This is a genomic window from Sphingobacterium sp. SRCM116780 (assembly GCF_021442025.1).
In the GTDB taxonomy this organism is placed as follows: Bacteria; Bacteroidota; Bacteroidia; order Sphingobacteriales; family Sphingobacteriaceae; genus Sphingobacterium.
Genome location: NZ_CP090446.1, coordinates 3,087,361 through 3,112,146, shown reverse-complemented (window position 1 = coordinate 3,112,146; position 24,786 = coordinate 3,087,361). Strand labels below are relative to the sequence as shown.

Genomic DNA, 24,786 nt, shown 5'->3' with positions numbered 1-24,786 from the left:
AGTTTGATTGTAAATATTTTACCTTATCTTTGTGCCGAAATTAAATAGTTTTAATATAGGTATGCTGCCAAAAGATGAAAAGCATATCGCAAATAACAACGAATGAGTTATAACGAAATCAAAACAGTAATCGATATGGGCAATGGCTCCCAAATCGAGCTTTCTACTGGTAAATTGGCTAAACAGGCTGATGGTTCAGTAGTTTTAAAACAAGGAGATACCATGCTCCTTGCAACTGTAGTTTCTGCTAGAGAGGCAAAAGCTGGAGTTGACTTTTTACCTTTATCCGTAGATTACCAAGAGAAGTACGCGGCTACAGGCCGTATTCCTGGAGGTTTCTTACGTCGTGAGGCACGTTTATCAGATTACGAGGTGTTAATCTCTCGTTTGGTGGATCGTGCGTTACGTCCTTTATTCCCTGAAAATTATCACGCAGATACGCAAGTGATGATCTCTTTGATCTCCGCAGATAAAGATATTATGCCTGATGCATTAGCTGGTTTAGCAGCTTCTGCTGCAATCGCGGTTTCTGATATTCCTTTCAATGGTCCTATTTCAGAAGTTCGTGTTGCGAAAATCGATGGTCAATTGGTGATCAATCCAAAAGTTTCTGAATTAGAAAGAGCAACTTTAGAATTTATTGTTGCGGGTTCTGCACAAGATATCGGTATGGTGGAAGGTGAAGCTGATGAAATTTCTGAAACAGAAATGGTTGAAGCGATTGCTTTTGCACACGAAGCGATAAAAAAACAAGTTGCTGCTCAGGTTGAATTGGCAAACTTAGTGGGTAAGACGGTAAAACGTGAGTACAATCACGAACCTACAAATGAAACATTGCGAGCTGAAATTTTCAGCGCGACTTATGACAAGGTATATGCTGTTGCAAAATCAGCATCTGCTAAACATGAGCGTTCTGAAGCTTTTGCGGCTATCTCAGATGAATTTAGAGCAACACTTCCAGAAGAAATGGATGACGATACTAAATTCTTATACAAAAAATATTTCCACGATGTACAATTCGACGCAGTTCGTAATTTAGTATTGGATGAAGGTATGCGTTTAGATGGTCGTAATGTACGTACTGTACGTCCGATCTGGTCTGAAGTGGATTACTTACCTGCAGCTCACGGTTCAGCAGTATTTACACGCGGTGAAACACAATCATTGACTTCTGTTACTTTAGGAGCAAAAGATGCGGAACAAATGATCGATGGTGCATTCTTCCATGGGTATAATAAATTTATTTTACACTACAACTTCCCTGCATTCTCTACGGGTGAAGTAAGACCAAATAGAGGTCCAGGTCGTCGTGAAGTTGGTCACGGTAATTTGGCAATGCGTTCATTGAAAAAAGTATTACCTGCAGATACAGAGAATCCATACACAATTCGTGTTGTTTCGGATATCTTAGAGTCAAATGGTTCTTCTTCTATGGCGACTGTTTGTGCTGGTACATTGGCTTTATTAGACGCAGGGATTAAGTTGAAAGCACCAGTTTCTGGTATTGCTATGGGTTTAATCTCGGATGAAGCAACTGGTAAATACGCAATCCTTTCGGATATCTTAGGTGATGAAGATCATTTGGGTGATATGGACTTTAAAGTAACGGGTACTGAAAAAGGTATTGTTGCTTGTCAAATGGACTTAAAGATCAATGGTTTGAAATGGGAAGTGTTGACGCAAGCGTTAGACCAAGCGAAAGAAGCTCGTCTTCATATCTTAGGTGAGATGAAGAAAACGATTACTGCTCCTCGTGAAGATTATAAACCGCATGCTCCTCGTATCGTTCAAATCATCATTGATAAAGAATTTATTGGTGCTGTTATCGGACCTGGTGGTAAAATTATCCAAGAAATGCAACGTGAAACTGGAGCAACTATTTCTATTGAAGAGGTAGATGGTAAAGGTATCGTTCAGATCTTCGCTGATAATAAAGCTGCGATTGATGATGCAAGTACACGTATTAAGAATATCGCTGCAAAACCTGAGGTAGGTGCTACTTACGAAGGTAAAGTGAAGTCTATCATGCCTTTTGGTGCTTTCGTTGAAATCATGCCAGGAAAAGATGGTTTATTGCACATCTCTGAAATCGATTGGAAACGTTTTGAAACAATGGATGGTATTTTCAAGGAAGGTGATCAGGTAACTGTGAAGTTATTGGATATCGATAAACAAGGTAAATTGAAGCTTTCTCGCAAAGCGTTATTGCCTCGTCCTCCTCGTGAAGAGAAACCTGCTGGAGAAGCGCCTCAAAATGATGCTCCTCAAGCGTAAGTTTTAAAAACTTACTGAAATATTAAAGCCCACTGAAAAGTGGGCTTTTTTTGTTTAGATAGGACTATCTTTTCATCAACACATCATATTTATTTTCATAAACTCAAATAAACAAATCTTCAACATAATTCCTTAAATAAGTCTGTATTGAAGAGTCTATATTAAATGAGCTGCTCTTTCAGTTATAATCATTTTTTTATTTTATTAAATCATAATAAAATAAAAAATAATTGTTGCTAAATTTTTTTTATTTTCGCATTTCTAGTCAATGTTAAGTTAAATATCAATTTTTATGAAAATTGTTTTCGCTATCCTTTTTATTATAGGTATTAATACTTTTGTTTGTTTTGGACAACAACCTCAGCCTAACAATAGGATTAATTTGCCAGATTTTCAAAACCCTCAGGCTGCAAGTTTAGGCAAATTTGGAATATATCCTACAGCAGAATATACAGGAGCATTACCAATAGATATCCCCTTGTTCGAAGTAGATGCTAAAGGATATAAAATTCCATTTTCACTTTCATTCCATGGTTCAGGTGTAAAGTTGGATCAAATGGAAACAGAAGTTGGTTTAGGGTGGAGTTTGTCTGGTATTGGGATGATAAGTCGTTCCGTTGTTGGTGTTCCAGATGAGAAACCAAATGGGAGTTGCAATATTATTCTTAAAACGGGACAGGAAATATTTAATAATGCAGTATTACCTCCTACAGCAAGCCAAAGTGAAATTATGTCAAAAAGAGTATGGTTAAAAGCAATGTCTGAAGGAAAAGGAGAAGACACCCATACAGATTATTATTTTTACAATTTCCCAAATCATTCAGGAAAATTTATTATTAACAATAAAACAGAATATTTACCGATTCCTTTTTCTCCAATAAAAATTGAAAGAGGAAATATTTCGAATGATTTGTATAGCTCATTCCCTTTCAAAATCACGGATGAACAAGGTTCGATTTTATCTTTTAATAGTACTACATACTCTACTCCAGAAAATTTTGAACCTTTACAAAATAATGCCGTTACCAGTAGTTGGTATTTGGACAATATTTTGATCCCAGACCACAATGAGTCTATCAGTTTTATTTATGAGGATTTTTTTATAAAAGAATATACCTCATATCAAGAACAGAGTATTGGGTATAATGGAAATGCTGATGGTACTATTAGTCCAATTCAACCTTTAATTTCTAGCATATCTGGATCTATCATGCAAAGAATGAAATTGATTAAAGAGATATCATATGGAAATGGGGCTATTAAATTCAATTATATGGATTCTCCTAATGCGAATGTTTCAACAATGAAATTTTTGAAAGAAATTCTTATTTATGATAAATCCAATATTTTAATTAAAAAAATTGGATTTGACTATAGTGTTCCAGCAAATCGAGTAAAATTGAGCCAAGTAAATTTAATCGATCTGCAAAATGCATCGAATTCGGGTTCTTACAAAATCATTTATAATAGTTTAAATTTCCCTAGTCGATTTAATTCAGGAAGTCCAAGTGATTATTGGGGGTATTACAATGAAAAGGGATCAGGTATGATTGCTCGTAAAGATATCTTGCGTTCGAACATTTCTTTATCTGCAGATGGGGAAAGTAGTTGGGTAGATTATGCTATATCTGTCGGTAACTCAGATCGTACTGTGAATGAAAATGTCAATCAAGCAGAAATGATCTCAAAATTAATCTATCCAACTGGAGGATACACTAATTTTATATTTGAACCAAACAAGTTTTTAAACAGAGAGATAGTAACTTCTGATGTTAATATTCAATATGGAGGTAGCGTAAATGGAAAAGGAACTAATACTAAAAGCGAACAAGTTTATCTCTTTTCATTAGATTCTACCAATATTTTGAAAAAGTTCTCACCAAGACCAAAGATTGATATTACTTTTGGTCCGCCAACCCCAATTAATGGAGCTTTTCAAACTTACACACAATTTGTTGCATTAAAAGATCTGACTACAAATACTATTATTTTTACAAAATATCACGACTCAGATCCTTCCTTGCCATTAAGCTTTTCCGAAGAATTGGATTTAATTCCTGAACACCAATATGAACTTAGACTGACTGTTTATGGTGTTTCCACTTATGTAAATGGGAATATGACCTCTTCAATTAATGCCTATGTAAAATGGATCAGTAATAAAAATGAATATGGATATAATACCCGATTGGCTGGAGGTTTGAGAACCAAACGCGTTGAAAATTATGATTTTAATGCTAATCTTATTAATAGTGAAGAATATGCTTATGGTAAAGATGAAAATGGTACTGGTCGACCATTATTTGATCCAGATATATTTTTCAAGAATTATCAAGATTTTCAATATTATACTTTCTATCAAGCACCCACAACTCCAGGTTTTGCTTCACAGCCAAGATCATTAAAATTTTGGGAAAGAAAATATTTTGGTGTAACAGAATATTCTAGTATTGGGCTAAATGGATCTCCGGTTTTTTATGATTTTGTTACAAAATATACAAAATCAAATAATTCTGTAGAAAAATTTAAAGCAATTAAGGAGTATAAATTAAATTCTGAGAAAACATATGAATCTATTGAATTTATGAATTCTAAGAATTACGGAGCATTTTCCTATTTGTTAAACATGCCAGTTCCTATTAGTGAGAAATTATTTGATTCAAAAAATCAACTAATTAACACAAAAGTATGGAATTATGATTTTTTCAAATATAATACGTATACACCAGCGTTGGTCTTTGAAAATAATGTTTTTCAAGATCCACCTTCAGGATTGTCGGGAGGATATATTTTTGATTATAATATTGTTTCAGATTTTAGGATTACAGGCTCATCGATTAGAAATGCTTTGCAATTACCAATTTACGAATCAGAATCAACATATTTTTATTCTAATGGTGCATTGTTAGATAGTTCTATTGTTAAAAAAAATATGAATTATCTCTCTTCTTATACATTAGCACCTTCAGAAATTAAGATATTACAATCAGATCAAAAAGAGAGTGTTACAAAAATAAAATATCCCGATGATATAACCTCAACAACTCTGGCTGGGGGTAATTTGTCTGCGTTAGAACTTCAGTCCATTCAAAAACTTAATAAAGCTAATCAGCATCAAATAGGTGTTCCTATCCAAACAGAGTATTATAGCAATAGTAATCTATTATCGATTGAAAGAAATCTGTATGCTGACTACGGAGGGAAGTCAAGATTAAATAAAAACTTGAAAAAGTTTTTACCATCAGAGTTTAGTGAAAATATACAGTTTCTCAAATATGATGCTTATGGTAACCCTCAAGAAATAAAAAAGAAACTAGAACCAAATACCACCTACCTCTGGGGTTACGGAGGGCAGTATCCGATTGCGGAAATCAAGAATGCGACCTATGCGGAAGTATTGGCAATTCTGGGTCAAGCTACTATCGATAATCTAAATGCACTGACCGTTTCGGAAACGACGATCAATACGGCGATGAATACGTTACGTACGCACGCTAATCTTTCCAAAGCGATAGTGACCAGCTATACGTATAAACCTTTGGTCGGGATGAAAAGCAAGACCGATCCACGAGGGGTTACCGAGTATTACGAATACGATGGCATGCAGCGTCTGCAAGCTGTTCTTGACCAGTTCAAGAATGCGACCAGTTCCATGGATTATCATTACCGTCCCAACTAACCAAGATCATTTATGAAAAGACATATTTTAACGACCATAGCGATAGTAGCATGCCTGGCAGTACAGGGGCAAAGCCTTGTTGACGATCTGGTACTAAATACCTATAGCAACCAAACAAGTATACAGGCTTTAAAGAGCATTACGCTGACCAATGGTTTTTATATCCCAACAGGGAAAACAGTGACACTTTCGATCGCTGCTTTTCCTCTACTGACAAGCCTGCCCACTCCTGGCCAGAACTATATTCTGACCAAGAAGTTCCGTACTCCGGGTGTTACTGTCGCAACATTGAATGCTTCGCGCAGCATCGGGGACGAGAACCAGACGGTTCAGTATTTCGATGGACTGGGCAGACCGTTACAGACCGTCCAGCTGATGGCGAGTCCCGGTTATAAGGATATCGTACAGCATATCGAATACGACGGCTTCGGCAGGGAGAGCACGAAATATCTTCCTTATGCCGAGCAGACGAGCAATAACGGCAGTTATAAAACCACTGCTAAGACCAGCCAGACCAATTTTTATAAGAGTACAGGCTGGGATACCCATGTCAAAAAAACCGACCAGCCCTTTGCGGTTACGGTTTTCGAGAACAGCCCGTTGAACCGTGTGCAGCAGCAGGGAGCACCCGGTCTGGCTTGGCAGCCTGCTACTGATAGAGGAACTGTAGCTGTTACTTCGACCACAGGTCATACCGCTGTGACCGAGTATGGAACGAATCTGGCCAGTGATGTGAAACTATGGACTATGACTGCCGCAGGTACGGGAGCGACCTCAGCATTCTATGCTGCAGGCACATTATATAAGACAATCATCAAAGATGAGAACTGGGTAAAGGCTACGGGTAAGCAGGGGACAGTCGAAGAATATAAGGATTTTGATGGACATGTCGTATTAAAACGTGTCTGGGAAACAGATACGAAGAAACTGGAAACCCATTATGTGTATGATGATTTTGGAGATTTGCGTTATGTGATCCCACCGGGATATACAGCAACCACGGTCACAGACGACAATGCGGACTTCAATGAGCTGCTCTATGCTTACAAATATGACGGTAGACGTAGGCTTGTAGAGAAGAAAGTTCCCGGTAAAGGCTGGGAATACCTGGTCTACAACAAGAATGACCAGATTGTTCTCACGCAGGATGCGAACCAGCGTGTACGCAAGGAATGGAGCTATACCCGTTATGATGCCTTTGGCCATGTCACCACAACAGGACTTTATGTCAATATCAATGCAGCACAGCTGACAAGGGCACAAATGGAAACTTATGTGGATACCCATACAGGACCCTTATGGGAAAGCCGAAATGGAGCAGCTACTTATCTGACCCCTGCAACAACTTTCCCTACAGCAGGTACAGGTATCACGATCACTCCCTTGCTGGTGAATTATTATGACGATTATAGTTTTACAGGTGCCACGACTTTACCCCAACAAAGCATAACCAAAAGTGTGAAGATCAAAGGTCTGTTGACAGGGAGTTTAGTCTACAAGGACGATGGTACAACACCGCTGTTGACCGTACAGTATTATGACGACTATGGGCGGGTGATCCAGACTGCGAGCCAGAATCATCTGGCAGGTACCGATTATGTGACCAATACCTACAACTTTCCTGGAGAACTGTTGACCAGTAAACGGATACATACCCCAGCGACTGGAACAGCAACCACGATCCTGACGACCAATGATTATGATCATGTGGGCAGATTGCTGACGACCAAAAAGAAAGTGAATACCCAGGCCGAGATCCTTCAGAGCAAGCTTGCTTATAATGAGATCGGTCAGCTCAAAAGCAAAGGTATCCATAGTGAAAACAGTGGTACGAACTTCCTGACCAATATAACCTATGCTTACAATGAGCGTGGCTGGGGAATCAAAACCTCTGCTCCACAGTTTACCTACGAGCTGAACTATAACTTGAACAGTGCAGGATCAGCGATACTCAGCAATGCACAATACAACGGCAATATCGCCCAGCAGTTATGGGGTCATGCAGCGACGACCAGCAGTACTTTTGTGTATACGTATGATGCCCTCAATAGGCTGAAGAATGGAACCAGTACAGGTACGGTCATGAGTGAGGCTTTGACCTATGATGATATGGGTAATATCAAGACTTTGACAAGGGACGGTGGTACTACAATTACCTATGCTTACAACAATACGAACAAGAGTAACCGGCTGGCAACTTTAACAGGAGGATTGACAGGGACGTTTACCTATGATCTGAACGGTAATGCGACCAAGGACCGTACAGGTATGGCTTTTACCTACAACCAGCTGAACCTGCCCAAGACGGCAGCAATAACAGGAAGAACGGTTGCTTATGTGTATGATGCAACAGGAGCTAAACTGAAAAAGACAGCAACAGTTGCAGCTGTTACCACCGAGCAGGATTATGTGGACGGGATTGAATACAGTAAGCTGGGAGCGGCAGCCAGTGTGATCGAGCGTATCGCTACAGAGGAAGGTTTTTTGTTGAACAGTGCTGGAATCTACAGTTATCATTATAACCTGACCGACCATCTGGGTAATGTACGCTCGGTGATCAAGCAGACAGGAACTCCTGCTGCACCGATTGCAACGGTGGTACAGAAACAGGATTACTATCCATTTGGAAAGACCAAATCTATTGTAAATAGTGTAAATAGTAAGTATCTTTATAATGGCAAGGAGATGCAGAGTGATCTGAATGTGGGTACGCATACCTTAGGAGGTACTTATTTTCTGGAAGGGGAGTTGGATTACGGTGCTCGATTCTATGATGCGGAGATCGGTCGATGGAATGTGGTGGATCCAATGGCAGATAAGATGCGCAGACATTCTCCATATAATTATGCCTTTGATAATCCGATTCGGTTTATTGATCCTGATGGTAGAGAGTCGACTGGTTGGATAAAATCGAAAGATTCAAATGGAGCTTCAACTTATACTTATGATGCAACTATAAAGAGTCAGAAAGATTTGGAAGTCGCTATTCCGAATTCAGGTAAGACATATATTGGAGAAAATTTCACATTATCGAGCTATACAAATGGTGCTGCTGATGGTTCTTATAAATATTCTTTTAAAGGAATTTCAGCTACGGATATAAATGGTGATAAGGTTGACCTTACTGGAAATTTGACTACTCCTTTGGGTTCTACAGTGATGGATCCAAAAAATACAGGAGGATCATATACTGGGTTTTCGATAGGTGGGGCTGTAGGAGGTGGAATTAGTTTACAGTTAGGTGTCGTTACGGATAATTTCGGAGATAAAGGTCTATATTTTACCTTTGGAGGACATGCTGGATTTGGTGGAGGAATTGGAGTTTCTTCTGGTGTGACAAGTCCTTCTGGAGGTCAAACATTTAGTGTAGGAGACTTTGGAGGAATGGGAAATTCAATTAGCGTAGGTATGGGAGTTGGTCCTGTTTCGGTTGGAGCTTCATATGGAGGTTCACAAGGAGGTAGCTTTTCAAATTTTGGAAATCAAACTACAGAGACCCCAAGATCTTATTTTTCATATGGAGGGGGACAGTCTTCTCAATATCCAGGGGTGAGTATGAAATTAGGCGGAGGAATTTCAGTAGGAGCAACTATTGATGCAACAAGAACTTGGGTGTTAAAGTTTTAAATTAGATAACAAATGAGTTTGAAAAAAGAGAGTATATATAATTTAATAAAGATTTTTCTGTTTTTTAGTTTCTTAACTTGGCTTATATATTTTATTTTTACTAAAAAAACGGTTTTGAATGCATTGAATATTGGATTTAGCAATCAAGTGGAGAGTGAATATGAGGGAATCATTCAGAAAAAATATGTAGACCATGACAATCATAATAGTACAATGGTAGCCTTTACACATCGTAATGCAATCGGAATCAATGGTGAGTTTTGGGGACAAATGGAAGAAGGAGATTCTATTAGTAAAGTAAAGGGAGATTCGGTGATACAGGTGTTTCGTGGGGATAAAAAGATTTTGATTGAAATTGCGCCATTTTATAGGGAGGCTATTCAGAAAGAAATTGATAAAAGAAAAAGTAAATAGATAGGCAAAATGTAATAATAAAACAATACTGTTTTGAGACCAAAAACACGATCTTTCTGTTATCCTTTTTCTATTTGAGGAAGGATAACAGAAAGATTGAAACCTATTCGAGCAAATCGTAAACTCCTTCGTTATTAAGGTCTAAATAATACTTAATAGATGTAATTACAAATAATACCCTCTTTATAACAACAATGCCTTTTTGCTGACTAAAATGCTGATGCTCAAGTTCGATAGACTTATAGATATATACTGTTGGACTACCTCCAAAATCCATTATAAAATTAGTATTCTCTTCTTCTATTTTTTTTAGGAAATCGGGGCATTCCATGTTACTAATAGATATCACTTTATATCCAATTGAGTTAAACTTTTTGTTAATAGAGGATGCATAGTTAGTTTTATTAACGACTGTAACTATGAGTGCGAAACCTAGAAGAAAGAGTAGTCCTAGAATAAAAAAAATCAATAATATAGCCATTCTTATTTAATGCAAATATCCTTTTCCATTCTTTGAATCATATACTATTGTATTTGCAAGGAAAAAGAGTCTATCTTTTAATGAATGATTCAAGTTCCTTTATCTCGTGGATAAGCTTTAGGGTCTGTTTGCCAAAACTGTTCCTATTATCAGAAAGGTAATTGAGTGAAATCTCTATAGCGTCTTATGATCTTGTAGAATATAATTGCATGCAGAGCAAATTATGTTTGTGAGATTTTTCGACTTGCATAGTATCACTATTTTATCTCTGACGTTTATTAACATACAAAAGATGTTTAATCCAGTTGAATAGCTCAAATGTAGAAATAAAAGTTAAAAAATGAAATTATCATTTTCTTATGGAAAGCAACTCCTTTTTTGCATATATTCGGAATAGTTTCCCTAAAACTTGCTAACAATAGTTAGTTCCTAATCTACATGGATAGTAAGCTGAATATGACGGAACTTGGTAAAATTAAATTAAAAACTGTACAAAGGCAACAAGATATAGATTTGTAGTTAGGGAAAGAAAAGGGGCATGTCCCAATAACATTTATGTAGTGCTGTATTTTGGTCTGGAGACTTGGTCGCTAAAAAGGATTTAAGTGGCCCGTTGGAACACTTAAACCAAACGGGGAAATATGTGGGATTATAGGGGTAAATTGATTTCTTATCACTGGATTTATTCTTTGTAATCTTTATAAAAGGTAAGAAATATCTTGTTTACGATGAGACAACGACGGGGTATGTTGATGGGGAATTATATTGGGCTATTCGCTTCGATAATATGTTGTAATATTTGTATCCTATATTTTTTTGTAAGAGATTTTAGTTAGTTATTATTTTTATGGAATTTTCATATGGATTAAAATTATTTGTTTCCATTTTTTTTATAGTGTCGGGTATTATGGCTAGATATTCTATTGGAGATGGTTGGAGCTCATTAAAAAAGTATTGGAGGTTATTGCTGTTTTTGGGCATTATTTCTTTGATAGTGAATATCTATACATTTATTTAGTGTAGAGAAGAACTATAAAGGTATAGGTTTCATAATAGGGGGAGAGGTAATAAGTTTTGTTATGAAAAGATTCCAATAAAAGGTCTGGGTAATGAAATACTAATACAGGGAGTAAGCATATGATAGGGATATAAAAACAAAGAAAGAGGTTACAGACAAAGGGTACGCTTGATCCCTACTTGATCCCTACCTAAGGACAGGAGAACACCTACAAGTGAGGTAAGTAGAGGTACACTTAAAAGCGTTTTATTGTTTGGTCTGATGATGTGGAAGAACCAGAATTATGGGAATGATTAGAATGATGAAGGAAGGTATTAGTTGTTTTCAAATTTCCTAAAACAAGAGAAGGCTGTCTATAGACAGCCTTCTCTTGTTTTATTATAGCATAATGACCGATTCTATTTTCGATACTTTTTTATAATAATCGATTACTTCATCTGCATGATTAACGAAAACTTCTACGGTGATAGATTTGTATTTACCACCTGATGATTCTTTTTCAGTGTATTTTGCACTTGTATGCGTAAACACATTTTTCACTGCTTCTATTTTATCTGCATCTGCTGTAACAATGAATTTAAACGTGTACAATAATGGAAATTGTTCTACATCAATCAGCTTTTGTTTAAAGTTTGCGTAGAAATCCGTATTGTTATCTCCGTCTTCAATAGCATTGATACGAATGTTATTGTTTAATTCTGACATTTTTAATCTCCTTTTATAGCTTATTATCAAAAGCTATTCCATAATTAAAACCTGACAATCTTGCTGTTAATTCTGCGCAGAAACAGGTCTATCTTGTAAGGTTTTACCAAAGTTTTTGTTCGGACTGCTGCTCATTTCAATTTCAAGACTTCCTCCTTTTAAGATATCATCATACGTAATGTATGATTTTGAATAGACCTGACCATTGCGTTTGATACTTTTGATATAGCTGTTTTGCGCTCCTTGATTTTTTACTTGAATAACCAGTTGTTTTGTATTCGGAAGATTGATAGTTGCTTTTTCCATCATCGGTGAACCGAATACATAAATGCCACTCACAGGGCTCAACGGGTACATACCCATGGCTGAAAATACATACCAGGCGCTCATCTGTCCAGCATCGTCATTACCACATAAACCATTCGGTTTGCTGGTATAGAAACTCTTCATTGCTTTTCGGGCAAGAGCAGCACCTTTCCACGGTTCTCCAGCATATGCATAAAGATAAGGAATATGGTGATTAGGTTCATTACCTTGTGCATATTGACCAATAAGACCCGTGATATCATTGGATGCTTCGCCGCCCAGATCAGAAGACATCGATGTGAACTCATCTAGTTTTTTCAAAAATTTCTGATCGCCACCAAAAAGATTGATTAAACCTTTAACATCTTGAGGAACCAACCAGGTATATTGCCATGCATTCCCTTCACAGTAATCGTTTTCACGGTGTTTCGCCATCAAGGGGTTGAAAGGTCTGCGGAATTCTCCCGTGGCTTTACGTCCAACAAAATGACCAACTTCTTTGTCGAAATATTTTTCGTACAGTTTATATCTTTTTTCAAAGTAAGCAGCATCTTCTTTTTTACCAAGCTTTTCTGCCATTTTGAAAGCGCTATAATCAGCAATTGCATATTCCAGAGCCCAAGCAACAGACTCATGATCCATGCTATCAATAGGGATATAGGTTAATTCACGAACGAATTTTAAACCATTATCATAACCCATTGCTGTCGTTTTAACCGCTTCCCAAGCTAGTTCGTAATCTTTTTCATCAAGGATGCCTTTAATGACAGCATCGGCCACAACAGGTATCGCAGGAAGACCTACCATGGTATTCGTTTCATTACCTTGTAAAGGCCATACAGGAAGTTTGCCCTGTTGTTGGTAAATAGCCAACATCGATTTGATAAAATCTTGATTGATTTTTCGATCTTCCAATAGGTTCATTAAGGGATGTAAACCTCTGTAGGTATCCCATAGTGAAAATACCGTATGGTTCGTGAAATCTTGTTTTTCGTACACTTGTTTATCTGTCCCTAAATAATCGCCATTGACATCGTTAAAGATTGTAGGTGCAAAATAGGTATGGTACAAAGCCGTGTAGAATATTTTCTTTGTATCCGAATCACCTTCAAATTGAATTTTATTTAACGTATTGTTCCATTTGTCGTTTGCTTGACTTTTTGTTTGCGCAAAATCCCAGTTTGGAATTTCTGCTTGGATATTAGCTAAAGCATTTGTGGTGCTAACGGCAGAGATGCCTACTTTTACTTCAATAGTTTTGTTTTTTACGGCATCAAAAAATAAAGCGGCTTTAATGGCTTGGCCTTTTACCGTTGTGGAACCCAATTTTTGATTTTTATCATCGTAGAATTGAACCTTTTGGATAGGAACTGATGTTTTTAATGCAAAATAGACTTTTTGGTCATTTGCCCATCCCATAGAAAAGCGATACCCTACAAAAGTGCTGTCATTGATTTGTTTGATATAAGAGTCTGTCGTTTTATCCCAGTTCATCTTAAACGCCAGGTCCAGAAGTAGATGTGCATTATCAGACTTTTTGTAGATATATTGGTGATAACCTACACGTTCTGTCGCCGTTAAGTTGGCTTGAACTTGGTAATCATCCAAAAGAACGCTGTAAAAACCCGGTTGACAGATTTCATTTGCTTTTTGAAAATGTGACCCATAACCGGTATTCATCTTATCGAATTCTGCAGGAGCTAACTGAACTTTACCTGTTGCAGGCACGAGCATAATGTCGTTAAGGTCGCCAATACCTGTACCACTTAAATGGGTATGGGTAAAACCTAAAATTTCTTTGCTTTTGTAATTGTAACCACTGCACCAATCCCAACCGTTAAACTGATCCCAGGTCTGTGAGATTTGCGAGGGGCCGAGTTGAACTGCACCAAGGGGTACATTTGCACCGACAAACACGTGACCATGATCTTCGGAACCGATGAAAGGATCTACAAATGCAGTTAAATTCTGTTGAGCAGCTAAGCTTAATGGTAGGCTAGCAAGGATACTTAAAAATATTTTACTGTAATTCATGCGAATCATAAGTTATTAATTTGATCTTATTTAGTGCTGAAATATAGTACTTTTTTGTTAAATAAAACCTTTTAGCTTTATTTTTTTTACAATAAATAATGTTATTACTTTATTTTTTTTTAGATTAGTGACTGACATATTTAAAATTAGTATAGTTAATGAAGAAGAGAATTTTGATTAGTGACATAGCAAAAGCTTTAGGGGTTTCGGTTACGACGGTATCTTTTATACTAAATGATAAAGCCAAAGAAAAGCGAATTAGCGAATCATTAACAAAGCGCGTTCTTGATTATGTGAAAAAAGTAGGCTACAAACCCAATGAACTTGCTAAAAGCTTACGTACGGGTAAAACAAAAATTATCGGTTTAATTATTGAAGATATCTCGAATCCTTTTTTTGGAAATATTGCCCGCCTGATTGAAACGAAAGTTTATGAACAAGGTTATCGGATTATTTATTGTAGTACAAATAATGATACGGAGAAAACAAAGGAACTTATTGGTGTTTTTAATGACAGACAAGTGGACGGTTTTATTATCACACCATCAGAAGGGATAGAAGAAACGGTTTCGAGTTTGATGCAATCCAATGTTCCAGTCGTTTTATTTGACCGTTATCTGCCTGAGATCGATACTGATTATGTTATTGCTGATAATTTTCAAGGTGCTTTTGATGCTACTGTTCATTTAAATGAGCAAGGCTACAAACGTATCGGACTTGTCTCTTTATATTCCGATCAAACGCAAATGAAAGATCGTTTAGGGGGGTATATGAAAGCGATGGATCAGTTTAAAAAACAAGCGTATATCAAAAAAATACAATTGGATGCGTCTGAAAGTGAGGCTATCGACGAGCTACATGAATTCATTGCAGATAATAGACTCGATGCTGTTTTATTTGCGACTAATTACCTTGCGATTACAGGACTTAAATCGGCTAAGAAACATGGATTTAAATTACCAGCATTAATTGCCTTTGATGACCATACTTTGTTTAAGCTGCATGAACCATCCATTACTGTTGTTTCGCAGCCAATAGAACAGATTGCTGATCAGATCATCAGTGTGCTGCTCCTTAAATTACAGGGTAAAGCCAAATCTTTGAAACATCTGACTTTACCTTGCGAATTAAAAATCCGTGAATCTTCTATTTTGAAACCGTAGTATCTGCTACAAATTTCATGGAAATAGAATTGACACAGTGACGTGTGTTTTTATTGGTGAATCCTTCTCCGATAAAAACATGACCTAGATGTGCCCCACATGCTTGGCATAGAATCTCTGTTCTTCTACCATCTGCATCAGTTTCTTTGCGAACAGCACCCTTAATTTCATCGTCAAAACTTGGCCATCCGCAGTGCGAATCAAATTTATCTTCCGATCGATAAAGAGGGGCATTACATCTTTTGCAGATGTAGGTTCCTTTTACTTTGTTTTCCAATAGCGTTCCAGTATAAGGACGTTCTGTTCCTTTGTGAAGAATCACGTATTCTTCATCTTTTGTCAGTTGATTATATTTTGTTGAGTCTTCCATTTGTTTAAAGATTGATGTCTTTTCTACGGTTTGGCGAGTTTGCGCTTGACAGGAATTCGTCAAAAAAATCAAGCTATATAAAATTAACAATTTGCCCATAATAAAAGTATATGCGTAAAGTTACCATTCTGTCTTTAATTCTTTGTCAGGATACTGTTAGGAAGAAAGGAATCGCTGGTATATTTTTAATATTTCAAAATGTCATATTAATGTCTTAAATTGCTACATGTCAATTTCCACTCCATGTATAGGAAGTTTACTGGTTGTTCGTAATCGCAATTTTCAATTTATTTAGAACGATTATAAATTGAAAAATTAAGTCATAAAATTGTCAGCGATTTGTTAATAAGTTATACTTTTGTGGCATTATTAGGCGGGGTTATGCCTTGTCTAGAGTGGTGTTTAAATTTTTATATTCACAAATAAATAGTATAAAGTGCTAAATATGAGAAATATCTCATCCGTTTTGGGAAAACTTGCGAGGGTAGTGTCAATGAGTTTGGTACTATTATTTGCCGTTACGACGCTGCATGCGCAAGATGTCAAGGAAGGTGAAAAAATCTTCAAATCTAAATGTACAAGCTGTCACGCCATTGGTAGAAAAGTTGTTGGTCCTGCTTTAAAAGGAGTTACTGATAAGCAATCTGAGGAATGGTTGATTAAGTGGGTTAAAAATTCTCAAGCTTTCATCGCTTCTGGTGATAAGGATGCGGTCGCAATCTTTGAGGAGTATAACAAATCCGTGATGACTTCTTTTACAGATTTATCAGATGATCAAGTAAAGTCTGTATTGGCTTACATCAAAGCTGAATCTGTAGAGAAACCTAAAGAGGCTGGTGCTCCTGGTGAGGCGGCAAAAGATGACAATGCAAACTTATTTATGATCTTCGGATTGTTAGGTGTGGTTGTTTTGGCTATCGTTGTTATTGTTGTTTTAAACCGTGTCATCCGTACGTTAGAGAAAGTTATTGCAACGAATCAAGCTGCAGTTGAAGCTGATGAGGAACCTAAGAATAGTAAGAAATTCCTTTCTTTTGCGCAAGGGTTTATTAAAAACAAGAAATTAGTTGGTTTTGCTGTATTGATGTTGGTTGCGTTATTGGCAGTAGGTGGTTGGAAAACAATGTGGAACATTGGTGTTCATACTGGTTATCAACCCGTTCAGCCGATTAAATTCTCTCACCAATTACACGCTGGTGTGAATAAGATTGAATGTCAATATTGTCACGGTGGTGCTTTTAAATCTAAAAATGCATCTATCCCTTCTGCAAACGTGTGTATGAACTGTCACAATACAGTAACAGCATCTGAACACTATGATGGTGAAATCTCACCTGAAATTGCGAAAATTTACCGTGCATTGGATTGGGATCCAGAGAAGCGTACTTATGGTGATAACCCTAAGCCGATTCAGTGGGTTCGTATTCACAACTTGCCAGATTTTGCTTATTTTAATCACTCACAACACGTAACAGTAGCAGGAGTAGCATGTCAAACCTGTCACGGTCCAGTTGAAACAATGGAAGAAGTATACCAATACTCTCCGTTGACCATGAAATGGTGTGTGGAGTGTCACAAGAAAACAGATGTGAAATCAGATAACAAATACTACGAAGAGTTGATCAAAGCACATGAAAGCATCAAAAAAGGTGAAAAAATGACAGCAGCGATGATCGGTGGTCTTGAGTGTGGTAAATGTCACTATTAATAATTATTCAGAAATACGCAATCTTATATACAGCTTAAATGGATAGCAATAAAAAATATTGGAAAGGTTTGGAAGAATTGAAACAAACGCCTGCTTTTGTTGAAAAAAGTAAGGGTGAGTTTGCCGAATCTATTCCTGTAGAAGATGTCTTAAATGAAGCAGGGTTGAGTACAAAAACTCCACGCCGTGACTTCTTAAAAGCATTAGGTTTTGGTGTTGGGGCTGTTACTTTAGCCGCATGTAACCGCACACCTGTGCATAAAGCAGTTCCTTATTTAATCAAACCTGAGGAGGTTACTCCTGGTATTCCTAACTTCTATACGTCGACTTTTAACGGTCAAAGTATTTTGGTAAGAACACGCGAAGGTCGTCCTATTAACGTAGAGGCTAACCCGAATGGGATTGGTTTGAATCAAGGTACAGATTCTGGTACTGCAGCATCAGTTTTAGATTTATACGATGAGTCTAAATTAAAAACTGCTCAATTAAAAGGGCAAGATGTAGAATGGTCTAAATTAGATAGTACGGTTATCGCTGCTTTAAACGCAGCAGCTACTGCTGGTAAACAAATTACAATTGTTGCAAGCACGGTAAATAGTCCGACTACGTTGGCTGCTATCGCTAAATTAGCTGCGAAGTATCCAACGACAAATTTAGTACAAGTAGATGCTGTTTCTTATAGCGCTATGATTGAGGCGAACAAAAACGCTTTCGGTAAAGCGGTTGTTCCTTCTTATCATTTTGATAAAGCAAATGTTGTTGTTTCCGTAGCTGCTGATTTCTTAGGAACTTGGGTTGCTGGTGAAGAACATACACAACAATATGTTAAAAACCGTGATTATAAATCATTGAAAAATGGTAAAATGTCACGTCATATTCAATTTGAGTCAGGTCTAAGTATGACTGGATCAAATGCGGATGTGCGTATCGCGATCAAACCTTCGGAAGAGGCTGCGGTATTAATCGCTTTATATAATGCGGTAACAGGTTCTTCTTTAGCAGGTGGTATTGCGACTAAAAAGGCACAAACTGCTGTTACGCTAGTAGCAAAAGAATTACTGAATAATAAAGGTGCTGCTGTGGTTGTTGCAGGTTCGAATGATATCAATATTCAAACCTTAGCAAATGCAATCAACAGTGCTTTAGGTTCATACGGATCGACCATTGATTTAGATAATTTCTCTAAACAACATCAAGGTTCTGATGCAGCATTTGCTCAATTCTTGACAAACGCGAAAGCAGGTCAAGTAGGTGTAGCCTTATTATTAGACAGTAACCCTGTTTATAATTATTTCAAAGCTGAAGAAGTGAAAGCGGCATTGAAGAAAGTTGATTTTACATTATCTTTCTCACAACGTGCAGATGAAACGGCTTCAACATTGACTGCTATTGCTCCAACCAATACATTCTTAGAATCTTGGGGTGATGCAAATCCTAAAGAAGGATTATTCTCAATCGTTCAACCAACAATTAATCCTGTTTTCAATACGCGTCAGGCTGATCAATCTTTATTGATTTGGGCAGGTGATACAACAGATATTTACACATTCGTTAAAAATCTTTGGACTACATCTATCTTAGCTGGAAGCACTAAAAACTGGAATGCAGTATTACAAACTGGTTTTGAATATAAAGGAGCAAAAACTGCTGCAGCTTATTCATTCACTGGAGATGTAGCTGCTGCTGCGAATGCAGCTATTGCTGCTGCTAAAACAGTTGTGGGTGATTTCGAATTGAAATTATACGAACCAGCTGGCGTACGCGATGGTAAATTTGCGAATAATGCCTACTTACAAGAGCTTCCGGATCCAGTATCTAAAGTAACTTGGGATAATTATGCTGCTTTGAATCCTAAAGATGCCGAGAAATTAGGCTTAGGTGAAGATGCTACTGTTACCGTTGAAGCGAATGGTTACAAAGTGGAGTTGCCCGTTGTTCAACAACCGGGACAAGCTTTAGGTACTGTTTCAATCGCTATCGGTTACGGACGTACACAAGTTGGTAAAGCGGGTAATAATGTAGGTAAAAATGCATATCCTTTCGCTAGCTTAGTTAATGGAACCATCCAATTCGTAAGCAAAGCGACTATCGCGAAGGCAACGACCATTTATCAATTAGCACAAACACAAACACACCATACAATCGAAGGTCGTAACATCATTCGTGAGACAACTTTCGCTAATTATTTAAAAGATCCAAACTCAGAATCAGGTCGCTTTACAGATAAACACAAAACATACGATTTGTGGAACAAGTATGAGCAACCAGGTCACAAATGGGTGATGGCAATTGATTTAAATGCTTGTACTGGTTGTGGTTCTTGTATTGTTGCTTGTAACGTAGAAAATAATATCCCTGTTGTAGGTCGTGATGAGGTTCGCCGTCGTCGTGAAATGCACTGGTTACGTATTGACCGTTACTACACAATCGAAGCCGATGGTCAAGAATATACGAAGGAAAAAGAGATTCAAAAACTTAATGATTTCGAAAATGTAACTGTTGTTCACCAACCGATGTTATGTCAACACTGTGCACATGCACCATGTGAGACAGTATGTCCAGTATTAGCTACTGTACACTCATCAGAAGGTTTAAACCATATGGCTTACAACAGATGTTTCGGAACACGTTACTGTGCGAATAACTGTCCATATAAAGTTCGTCGTTTCAACTGGTTTAATTACTGGAATGATTCACGTTTTGATAACTACTTGAATAATGAGTTTACACAATTGGTATTGAATCCAGATGTAACAACACGTTCACGTGGGGTTATGGAGAAATGTTCAATGTGTATCCAACGTATTCAAGCAGGTAAGTTACATGCGAAAATAGAGAACCGTAAAGTAAAAGACGGTGATATCAAAATGGCATGTCAACAAGCATGTTCTGCAAATGCAATTATCTTCGGTGACGCTAATGATCCAGAATCAGAAGTATCGAAAGCATTACGCAATGAGCGTGTTTATTACGTACTTGAGGAAATCAATGTACAGCCAGGTATCGGTTATATGACAAAAGTTAGAAACACTTTTGAGGCGTAATCTTGTTCATTATTTGAAATAAAAATACTATGTCATCGCATAACGAATCAATATTAAGAGAACCATTAATGACCGGTAAGAACATCACGTATGCAAAAATTACGGATGATATCTTACTACCGGTTGAAAATAAACCGAATAAAGCATGGTGGATCGGATTCACTGTAGCCGTTTTGGGTGCTTTATTATGGGTAGTCAGCGTTAGTTATACCTTTTGGACAGGTATCGGCGCTTGGGGTCTGAATAAAACAGTAGGCTGGGCTTGGGATATCACCGACTTTGTATGGTGGGTAGGTATCGGTCACGCAGGTACATTGATTTCAGCCGTATTATTAATTTTCCGTCAAAACTGGCGTAATTCTATCAACCGTTCTGCAGAGGCGATGACGATCTTCGCCGTTATCTGTGCTGCAACGTATGTTGTTGCCCACATGGGTCGTCCTTGGTTAGCGTACTGGATTTTCCCACTACCGAATCAATTCGGATCTTTATGGGTTAACTTTAACTCACCATTAGTATGGGATGCCTTTGCGATCTCGACTTACTTTACAGTTTCCTTAGTATTCTGGTACTGTGGTTTGTTGCCTGATATTGCAACAATACGTGACCGTGCTGTTGGTCTTAAACAAAAAATATACTCGGTTCTTTCATTCGGTTGGAATGGATCGGTAAAAACGTGGCAACGTTTTGAGATTGTGTCATTAATTTTGGCAGGTATCTCAACACCATTGGTACTTTCGGTACACACGATTGTATCTTTTGACTTTGCAACGTCTGTTATTCCAGGATGGCATACGACAATCTTCCCTCCATATTTCGTTGCAGGTGCGATCTTCTCTGGTTTTGCGATGGTGCAAACGTTATTGTTGATCGTACGTAAAGTGATGAATTTTGAGGACTATATCACCATGTTCCACATCGAATCGATGAATAAAATCATTATGACGACAGGTTCTATTGTTGGTATTGCATACTTAACAGAGTTATTTATCGCCATGTATTCACAATCAGAATACGAGATGTACGCTTTTGAGAACCGTATGTTCGGTCCTTACGCTTGGGCTTACTGGTCGATGATGACGTGTAACGTAATTTCACCACAATTATTCTGGTTTAAGAAAATCCGTACAAGTATTCCTATTTCATGGATATTATCGATCGTGGTAAACATCGGGATGTGGTTTGAGCGTTTCGTAATTATCGTGACGTCATTACACCGTGATTATTTACCATCATCTTGGGCAATGTTCTACCCAACATGGACTGACGTGGGTATCTTTGTAGGATCTATCGGATTATTCTTTACGTTATTCTTATTGTTCTTACGTTTCTTACCGGGTATCGCTATTGCCGAAGTGAAGTTGTTGTTGAAAAGCTCAAGTTTACAACAGAAAACGAAATTGGTTAAAGAAGGTGCATTCCCAGCTGAACAAGTGGAATACTTTAGAGATTCTTTGGGTAAATATGATTCGATAACAGAAGAAGAAATTAGAGAGTTAAAATAATAGCAATGGGCAATACAAAATATATATTAGGTAGTTTTGCTGATCCAGATGAAATGATGCATGGGATCGACAAATTACAGAAAAATAATGTAAGCATCTATGATTGCTTTACTCCAATGCCAATTCACGGTATTGAAGCTAAATTGGGCGTTAAACCTTCGCGTTTGCCTATTGCAGCATTTTGCTTTGGAGCATTAGGAACAACATTGGGATTTAGTTTATTGTATTACACAATGGTGCATGACTGGCCGATGAACATCGGCGGTAAACCATCATTTGCTATTCCGAACTTTGTTCCCGTAACATTCGAGGTAACGATTTTAATCTGTGCATTGGGTATGGTGGCGACTTTCTTTTATCGCAATCACTTATTCCCAGGACGTACTCCTCGAGTAATGGATTTGAGAGCTACAGATGATCGTTTCATCATCGCTATAGATGCGCAGGAAAACGCAGACCACGCTTTGATTGATTCTTTATTGAAAGAAGCAGGTGCTGTAGAAGTTAAGTACAATGATAGAAAATATGTTAGTTATGAATAAGAAGAATTTACTCGTTACAGTATGTGCAGCGTTATCGTTGACAGCAGTCGTTTCTTCTTGTGGTGACAAGACTACTCGTAGTACAGGTTTTGAGTTTTCTCGTAACATGTACGATCCGATTGCATTCAACCCGGATCAACCAAACGAGAATTTTAAAAATAAACAGACTGCTCAAACACCTCCAAAAGGAACAGATCCGATTGGGTTTACAAGATTTGAGTATGCCAATACTTTAGAAGATTATGAACGTGCAGGACGTGAAGTAACTAGTCCTTTGGAGCATACACAAGCAAACCTAGAAAAAGGTCAAGCTTTGTTTACGACCTATTGTGCGGTATGTCATGGACCAGAAGGAAAAGGTGATGGTTCTATTACAAAAGATCGTGAGATTACAGATTCAAGAGGTACTCGTAAGTTGGAGAACTTCCCTAATCCACCTTCTTATCATAGAACGGATGCAGTAAATTCTTCAAGAGGTGGTTTGATGGCTGATCTTACAGATGGTAAAATTTACCATACGATCTATTACGGTCACAACTCAATGGGATCACATGCATCTCAATTGTCTCCTGAAGAACGTTGGGAAGTGGTTATGTACGTTCATGAATTACAAAAGAAATAATCTAACATCAGATAAATAAATGGGAACTCACAATCATCATCACGATTATAATTTCAACGAGCGATACGAGTTTGCTGGTAAAGCAAAAACATTCAGTATTATCGCAATCGTTGTTGGTATAGCTGCAGTAGCCTACGGAATGCTTATGGGCGATCATATTCTTGTAGAGCGTACTTATGCTAACTTATTATTGATGGGTTATTATTTTACATGTGTATGTGCTGCCGGAGCATTTTTCGTAGCCTTACAATATGTAACACAATCTGCTTGGTCAGCTGGTATCGTTCGTATACCGCAGGCAATGGCAGGTATTTTGCCTATTGCTGCAATCATTTTACTAGTGATTGTCGGATTAGGATTAAGCACTCACAATCTATACCACCACTGGCACGCAGAGGGTCTTACGGATCCGAAAAGCGCTAATTATGATAGCATCATTGCCGGTAAATCATGGTATTTAAATTTTTCAGGCTTTTTAACTCGCCAGGTAATTTTTATGGGACTATACAGTATTTTTGCTGTTATCCTTGCTAAATTATCTTATAAAGAGGACTTAGAAGGTGGTTTGAATTCTTACAAAAAGAGCTTTAAATTATCGGCTATATTCTTAGTTATATTTGGTTTCACGACACCTATTTGGTCATTTGATACGATCATGTCATTAGAGGCACACTGGTTCTCTACGATGTTTGGTTGGTATAATTTTGCTGCCATGTGGGTAAGTGGACTTTGTGCGATTACTGTTATTTTAATCGTATTGAAGAAAGCTGGATATATGAATTGGGTAAATGAAAATCATTTACATGACTTGGGTAAATTAATATTCGGTTTCTCAATCTTCTGGACTTATGTTTGGTTTGCACAGTTTGTATTAATCTGGTATGCAAACATGCCTGAGGAAACAGTATACTTCTACAAACGTTGGGAGCCTGAATACAAACCATGGTTTTGGTTGAGTATTATTATTAATTTCGTAGCTCCTTTATTGTTATTGGTAGACCGTGATGCAAAACGTAAGCAGAATGCGATGTTATTCGTTTCTATCTTATTGTTAGCAGGTCACTGGTTGGATTACTACATCATGATTATGCCAGGTACAGTGGAGACACACCGTGGATTTGGGATCGTTGAAATTGGAACAACAATTGGTTTCATTGGTTTATTTACATTCTTAGTGCTGAATAAATTAAGTAAACAGAATTTAGTAGCTAAGAACCATCCGTTCTTGGATGAAAGTTTACATCACCAAATATAGTTTCACTTTAAAGGGTTATTACGTAAAATCGTTATAAAA

15 protein-coding genes are annotated in these 24,786 nt (G+C 37.4%); 11 read left to right on the top strand and 4 right to left on the bottom strand.

Translation table 11 applies throughout. The features are described 5' to 3' along the window. The first annotated feature begins 102 nt into the window (after nt 1–102). The 4 genes from pnp (at nt 103) to LZQ00_RS13380 (ending at nt 9,994) form a co-directional block, all read left to right on the top strand. The gene (pnp, locus tag LZQ00_RS13395; RefSeq protein ID WP_234509786.1) at nt 103–2,274 is read left to right on the top strand and encodes a polyribonucleotide nucleotidyltransferase; all 2,172 of its coding nucleotides are present in this window, start codon (nt 103–105) and stop codon (nt 2,272–2,274) included. A gap of 292 nt (nt 2,275–2,566) precedes the next feature. After that, a complete protein-coding gene (locus tag LZQ00_RS13390) occupies nt 2,567–5,953 on the top strand; it encodes a hypothetical protein (protein ID WP_234509785.1) in 3,387 nt (1,128 codons plus the stop codon). A gap of 12 nt (nt 5,954–5,965) precedes the next feature. After that, a complete protein-coding gene (locus tag LZQ00_RS13385) occupies nt 5,966–9,580 on the top strand; it encodes a DUF6443 domain-containing protein (RefSeq protein ID WP_234509784.1) in 3,615 nt (1,204 codons plus the stop codon). 12 nt (nt 9,581–9,592) lie between these two features. Next, nucleotides 9,593–9,994, top strand: coding sequence for a hypothetical protein (locus LZQ00_RS13380; RefSeq protein WP_234509783.1), 402 nt, complete (start codon nt 9,593–9,595; stop codon nt 9,992–9,994). Between the two features lie 103 nt (nt 9,995–10,097). Here the strand turns inward: LZQ00_RS13380 and LZQ00_RS13375 are convergent, their stop codons facing one another. The 3 genes from LZQ00_RS13375 to LZQ00_RS13365 form a co-directional block, all read right to left on the bottom strand. After that, nucleotides 10,098–10,475 carry a hypothetical protein gene (locus tag LZQ00_RS13375; RefSeq protein ID WP_234509782.1) on the bottom strand — a complete coding sequence of 126 codons (378 nt, stop codon included), beginning with the start codon at nt 10,473–10,475 and terminating at the stop codon, nt 10,098–10,100. Nucleotides 10,476–11,871: 1,396 nt separating this feature from the next. After that, the gene (locus tag LZQ00_RS13370) at nt 11,872–12,198 is read right to left on the bottom strand and encodes a DUF493 domain-containing protein (protein WP_234509781.1); all 327 of its coding nucleotides are present in this window, start codon (nt 12,196–12,198) and stop codon (nt 11,872–11,874) included. A gap of 66 nt (nt 12,199–12,264) precedes the next feature. Next, complete coding sequence (locus LZQ00_RS13365) at nt 12,265–14,538, bottom strand: GH92 family glycosyl hydrolase (RefSeq protein ID WP_234509780.1); 2,274 nt, start codon at nt 14,536–14,538, stop codon at nt 12,265–12,267. 158 nt (nt 14,539–14,696) lie between these two features. On the opposite strand from LZQ00_RS13365, the gene LZQ00_RS13360 reads away from it, so the two are divergent. Then, complete coding sequence (locus tag LZQ00_RS13360) at nt 14,697–15,701, top strand: LacI family DNA-binding transcriptional regulator (RefSeq protein WP_234509779.1); 1,005 nt, start codon at nt 14,697–14,699, stop codon at nt 15,699–15,701. Here LZQ00_RS13360 and LZQ00_RS13355 read toward each other — a convergent pair. Beyond that, nucleotides 15,685–16,173, bottom strand: coding sequence for a methionine-R-sulfoxide reductase (locus LZQ00_RS13355; protein WP_411028068.1), 489 nt, complete (start codon nt 16,171–16,173; stop codon nt 15,685–15,687). The genes LZQ00_RS13360 and LZQ00_RS13355 overlap by 17 nt on opposite strands. A 343-nt stretch (nt 16,174–16,516) precedes the next feature. Between LZQ00_RS13355 and LZQ00_RS13350 the strand changes: the two genes are divergently transcribed. Genes LZQ00_RS13350 through LZQ00_RS13325 form a run of 6 tightly spaced genes read left to right on the top strand, consistent with a single transcriptional unit; the run spans nt 16,517 to nt 24,747 of the window. Next, complete coding sequence (locus LZQ00_RS13350; protein WP_234509777.1) at nt 16,517–17,779, top strand: cytochrome c3 family protein; 1,263 nt, start codon at nt 16,517–16,519, stop codon at nt 17,777–17,779. 38 nt (nt 17,780–17,817) lie between these two features. Then, on the top strand, nt 17,818–20,823 hold the full coding sequence (locus tag LZQ00_RS13345; RefSeq protein ID WP_234509776.1) for a TAT-variant-translocated molybdopterin oxidoreductase: 3,006 nt from the start codon (nt 17,818–17,820) through the stop codon (nt 20,821–20,823). Between the two features lie 29 nt (nt 20,824–20,852). Continuing rightward, complete coding sequence (gene nrfD / locus LZQ00_RS13340) at nt 20,853–22,328, top strand: NrfD/PsrC family molybdoenzyme membrane anchor subunit (RefSeq protein ID WP_234509775.1); 1,476 nt, start codon at nt 20,853–20,855, stop codon at nt 22,326–22,328. 5 nt (nt 22,329–22,333) lie between these two features. Beyond that, complete coding sequence (locus LZQ00_RS13335) at nt 22,334–22,870, top strand: DUF3341 domain-containing protein (RefSeq protein ID WP_234509774.1); 537 nt, start codon at nt 22,334–22,336, stop codon at nt 22,868–22,870. Beyond that, complete coding sequence (locus LZQ00_RS13330; protein WP_411028054.1) at nt 22,854–23,492, top strand: c-type cytochrome; 639 nt, start codon at nt 22,854–22,856, stop codon at nt 23,490–23,492. Before LZQ00_RS13335 ends, LZQ00_RS13330 begins: the two co-directional genes overlap by 17 nt. A gap of 19 nt (nt 23,493–23,511) precedes the next feature. Continuing rightward, nucleotides 23,512–24,747 (top strand): quinol:cytochrome C oxidoreductase, encoded by a 1,236-nt coding sequence (locus LZQ00_RS13325; RefSeq protein ID WP_234509772.1) that lies wholly within the window; start codon nt 23,512–23,514, stop codon nt 24,745–24,747. The last annotated feature ends 39 nt before the right edge of the window (nt 24,748–24,786 follow it).

Coding starts and splice junctions, on each gene's coding strand:
- LZQ00_RS13375 (WP_234509782.1), bottom strand. CDS start 10,475: ATGGCTATATTATTGATTTTTTTTATTCTAGGACTACTCTTTCTTCTA.
- LZQ00_RS13335 (WP_234509774.1), top strand. CDS start 22,334: ATGGGCAATACAAAATATATATTAGGTAGTTTTGCTGATCCAGATGAA.
- LZQ00_RS13370 (WP_234509781.1), bottom strand. CDS start 12,198: ATGTCAGAATTAAACAATAACATTCGTATCAATGCTATTGAAGACGGA.
- LZQ00_RS13380 (WP_234509783.1), top strand. CDS start 9,593: ATGAGTTTGAAAAAAGAGAGTATATATAATTTAATAAAGATTTTTCTG.
- LZQ00_RS13385 (WP_234509784.1), top strand. CDS start 5,966: ATGAAAAGACATATTTTAACGACCATAGCGATAGTAGCATGCCTGGCA.
- LZQ00_RS13360 (WP_234509779.1), top strand. CDS start 14,697: ATGAAGAAGAGAATTTTGATTAGTGACATAGCAAAAGCTTTAGGGGTT.
- LZQ00_RS13365 (WP_234509780.1), bottom strand. CDS start 14,538: ATGAATTACAGTAAAATATTTTTAAGTATCCTTGCTAGCCTACCATTA.
- pnp (WP_234509786.1), top strand. CDS start 103: ATGAGTTATAACGAAATCAAAACAGTAATCGATATGGGCAATGGCTCC.
- LZQ00_RS13345 (WP_234509776.1), top strand. CDS start 17,818: ATGGATAGCAATAAAAAATATTGGAAAGGTTTGGAAGAATTGAAACAA.
- LZQ00_RS13350 (WP_234509777.1), top strand. CDS start 16,517: ATGAGAAATATCTCATCCGTTTTGGGAAAACTTGCGAGGGTAGTGTCA.
- LZQ00_RS13330 (WP_411028054.1), top strand. CDS start 22,854: ATGTTAGTTATGAATAAGAAGAATTTACTCGTTACAGTATGTGCAGCG.
- nrfD (WP_234509775.1), top strand. CDS start 20,853: ATGTCATCGCATAACGAATCAATATTAAGAGAACCATTAATGACCGGT.
- LZQ00_RS13325 (WP_234509772.1), top strand. CDS start 23,512: ATGGGAACTCACAATCATCATCACGATTATAATTTCAACGAGCGATAC.
- LZQ00_RS13390 (WP_234509785.1), top strand. CDS start 2,567: ATGAAAATTGTTTTCGCTATCCTTTTTATTATAGGTATTAATACTTTT.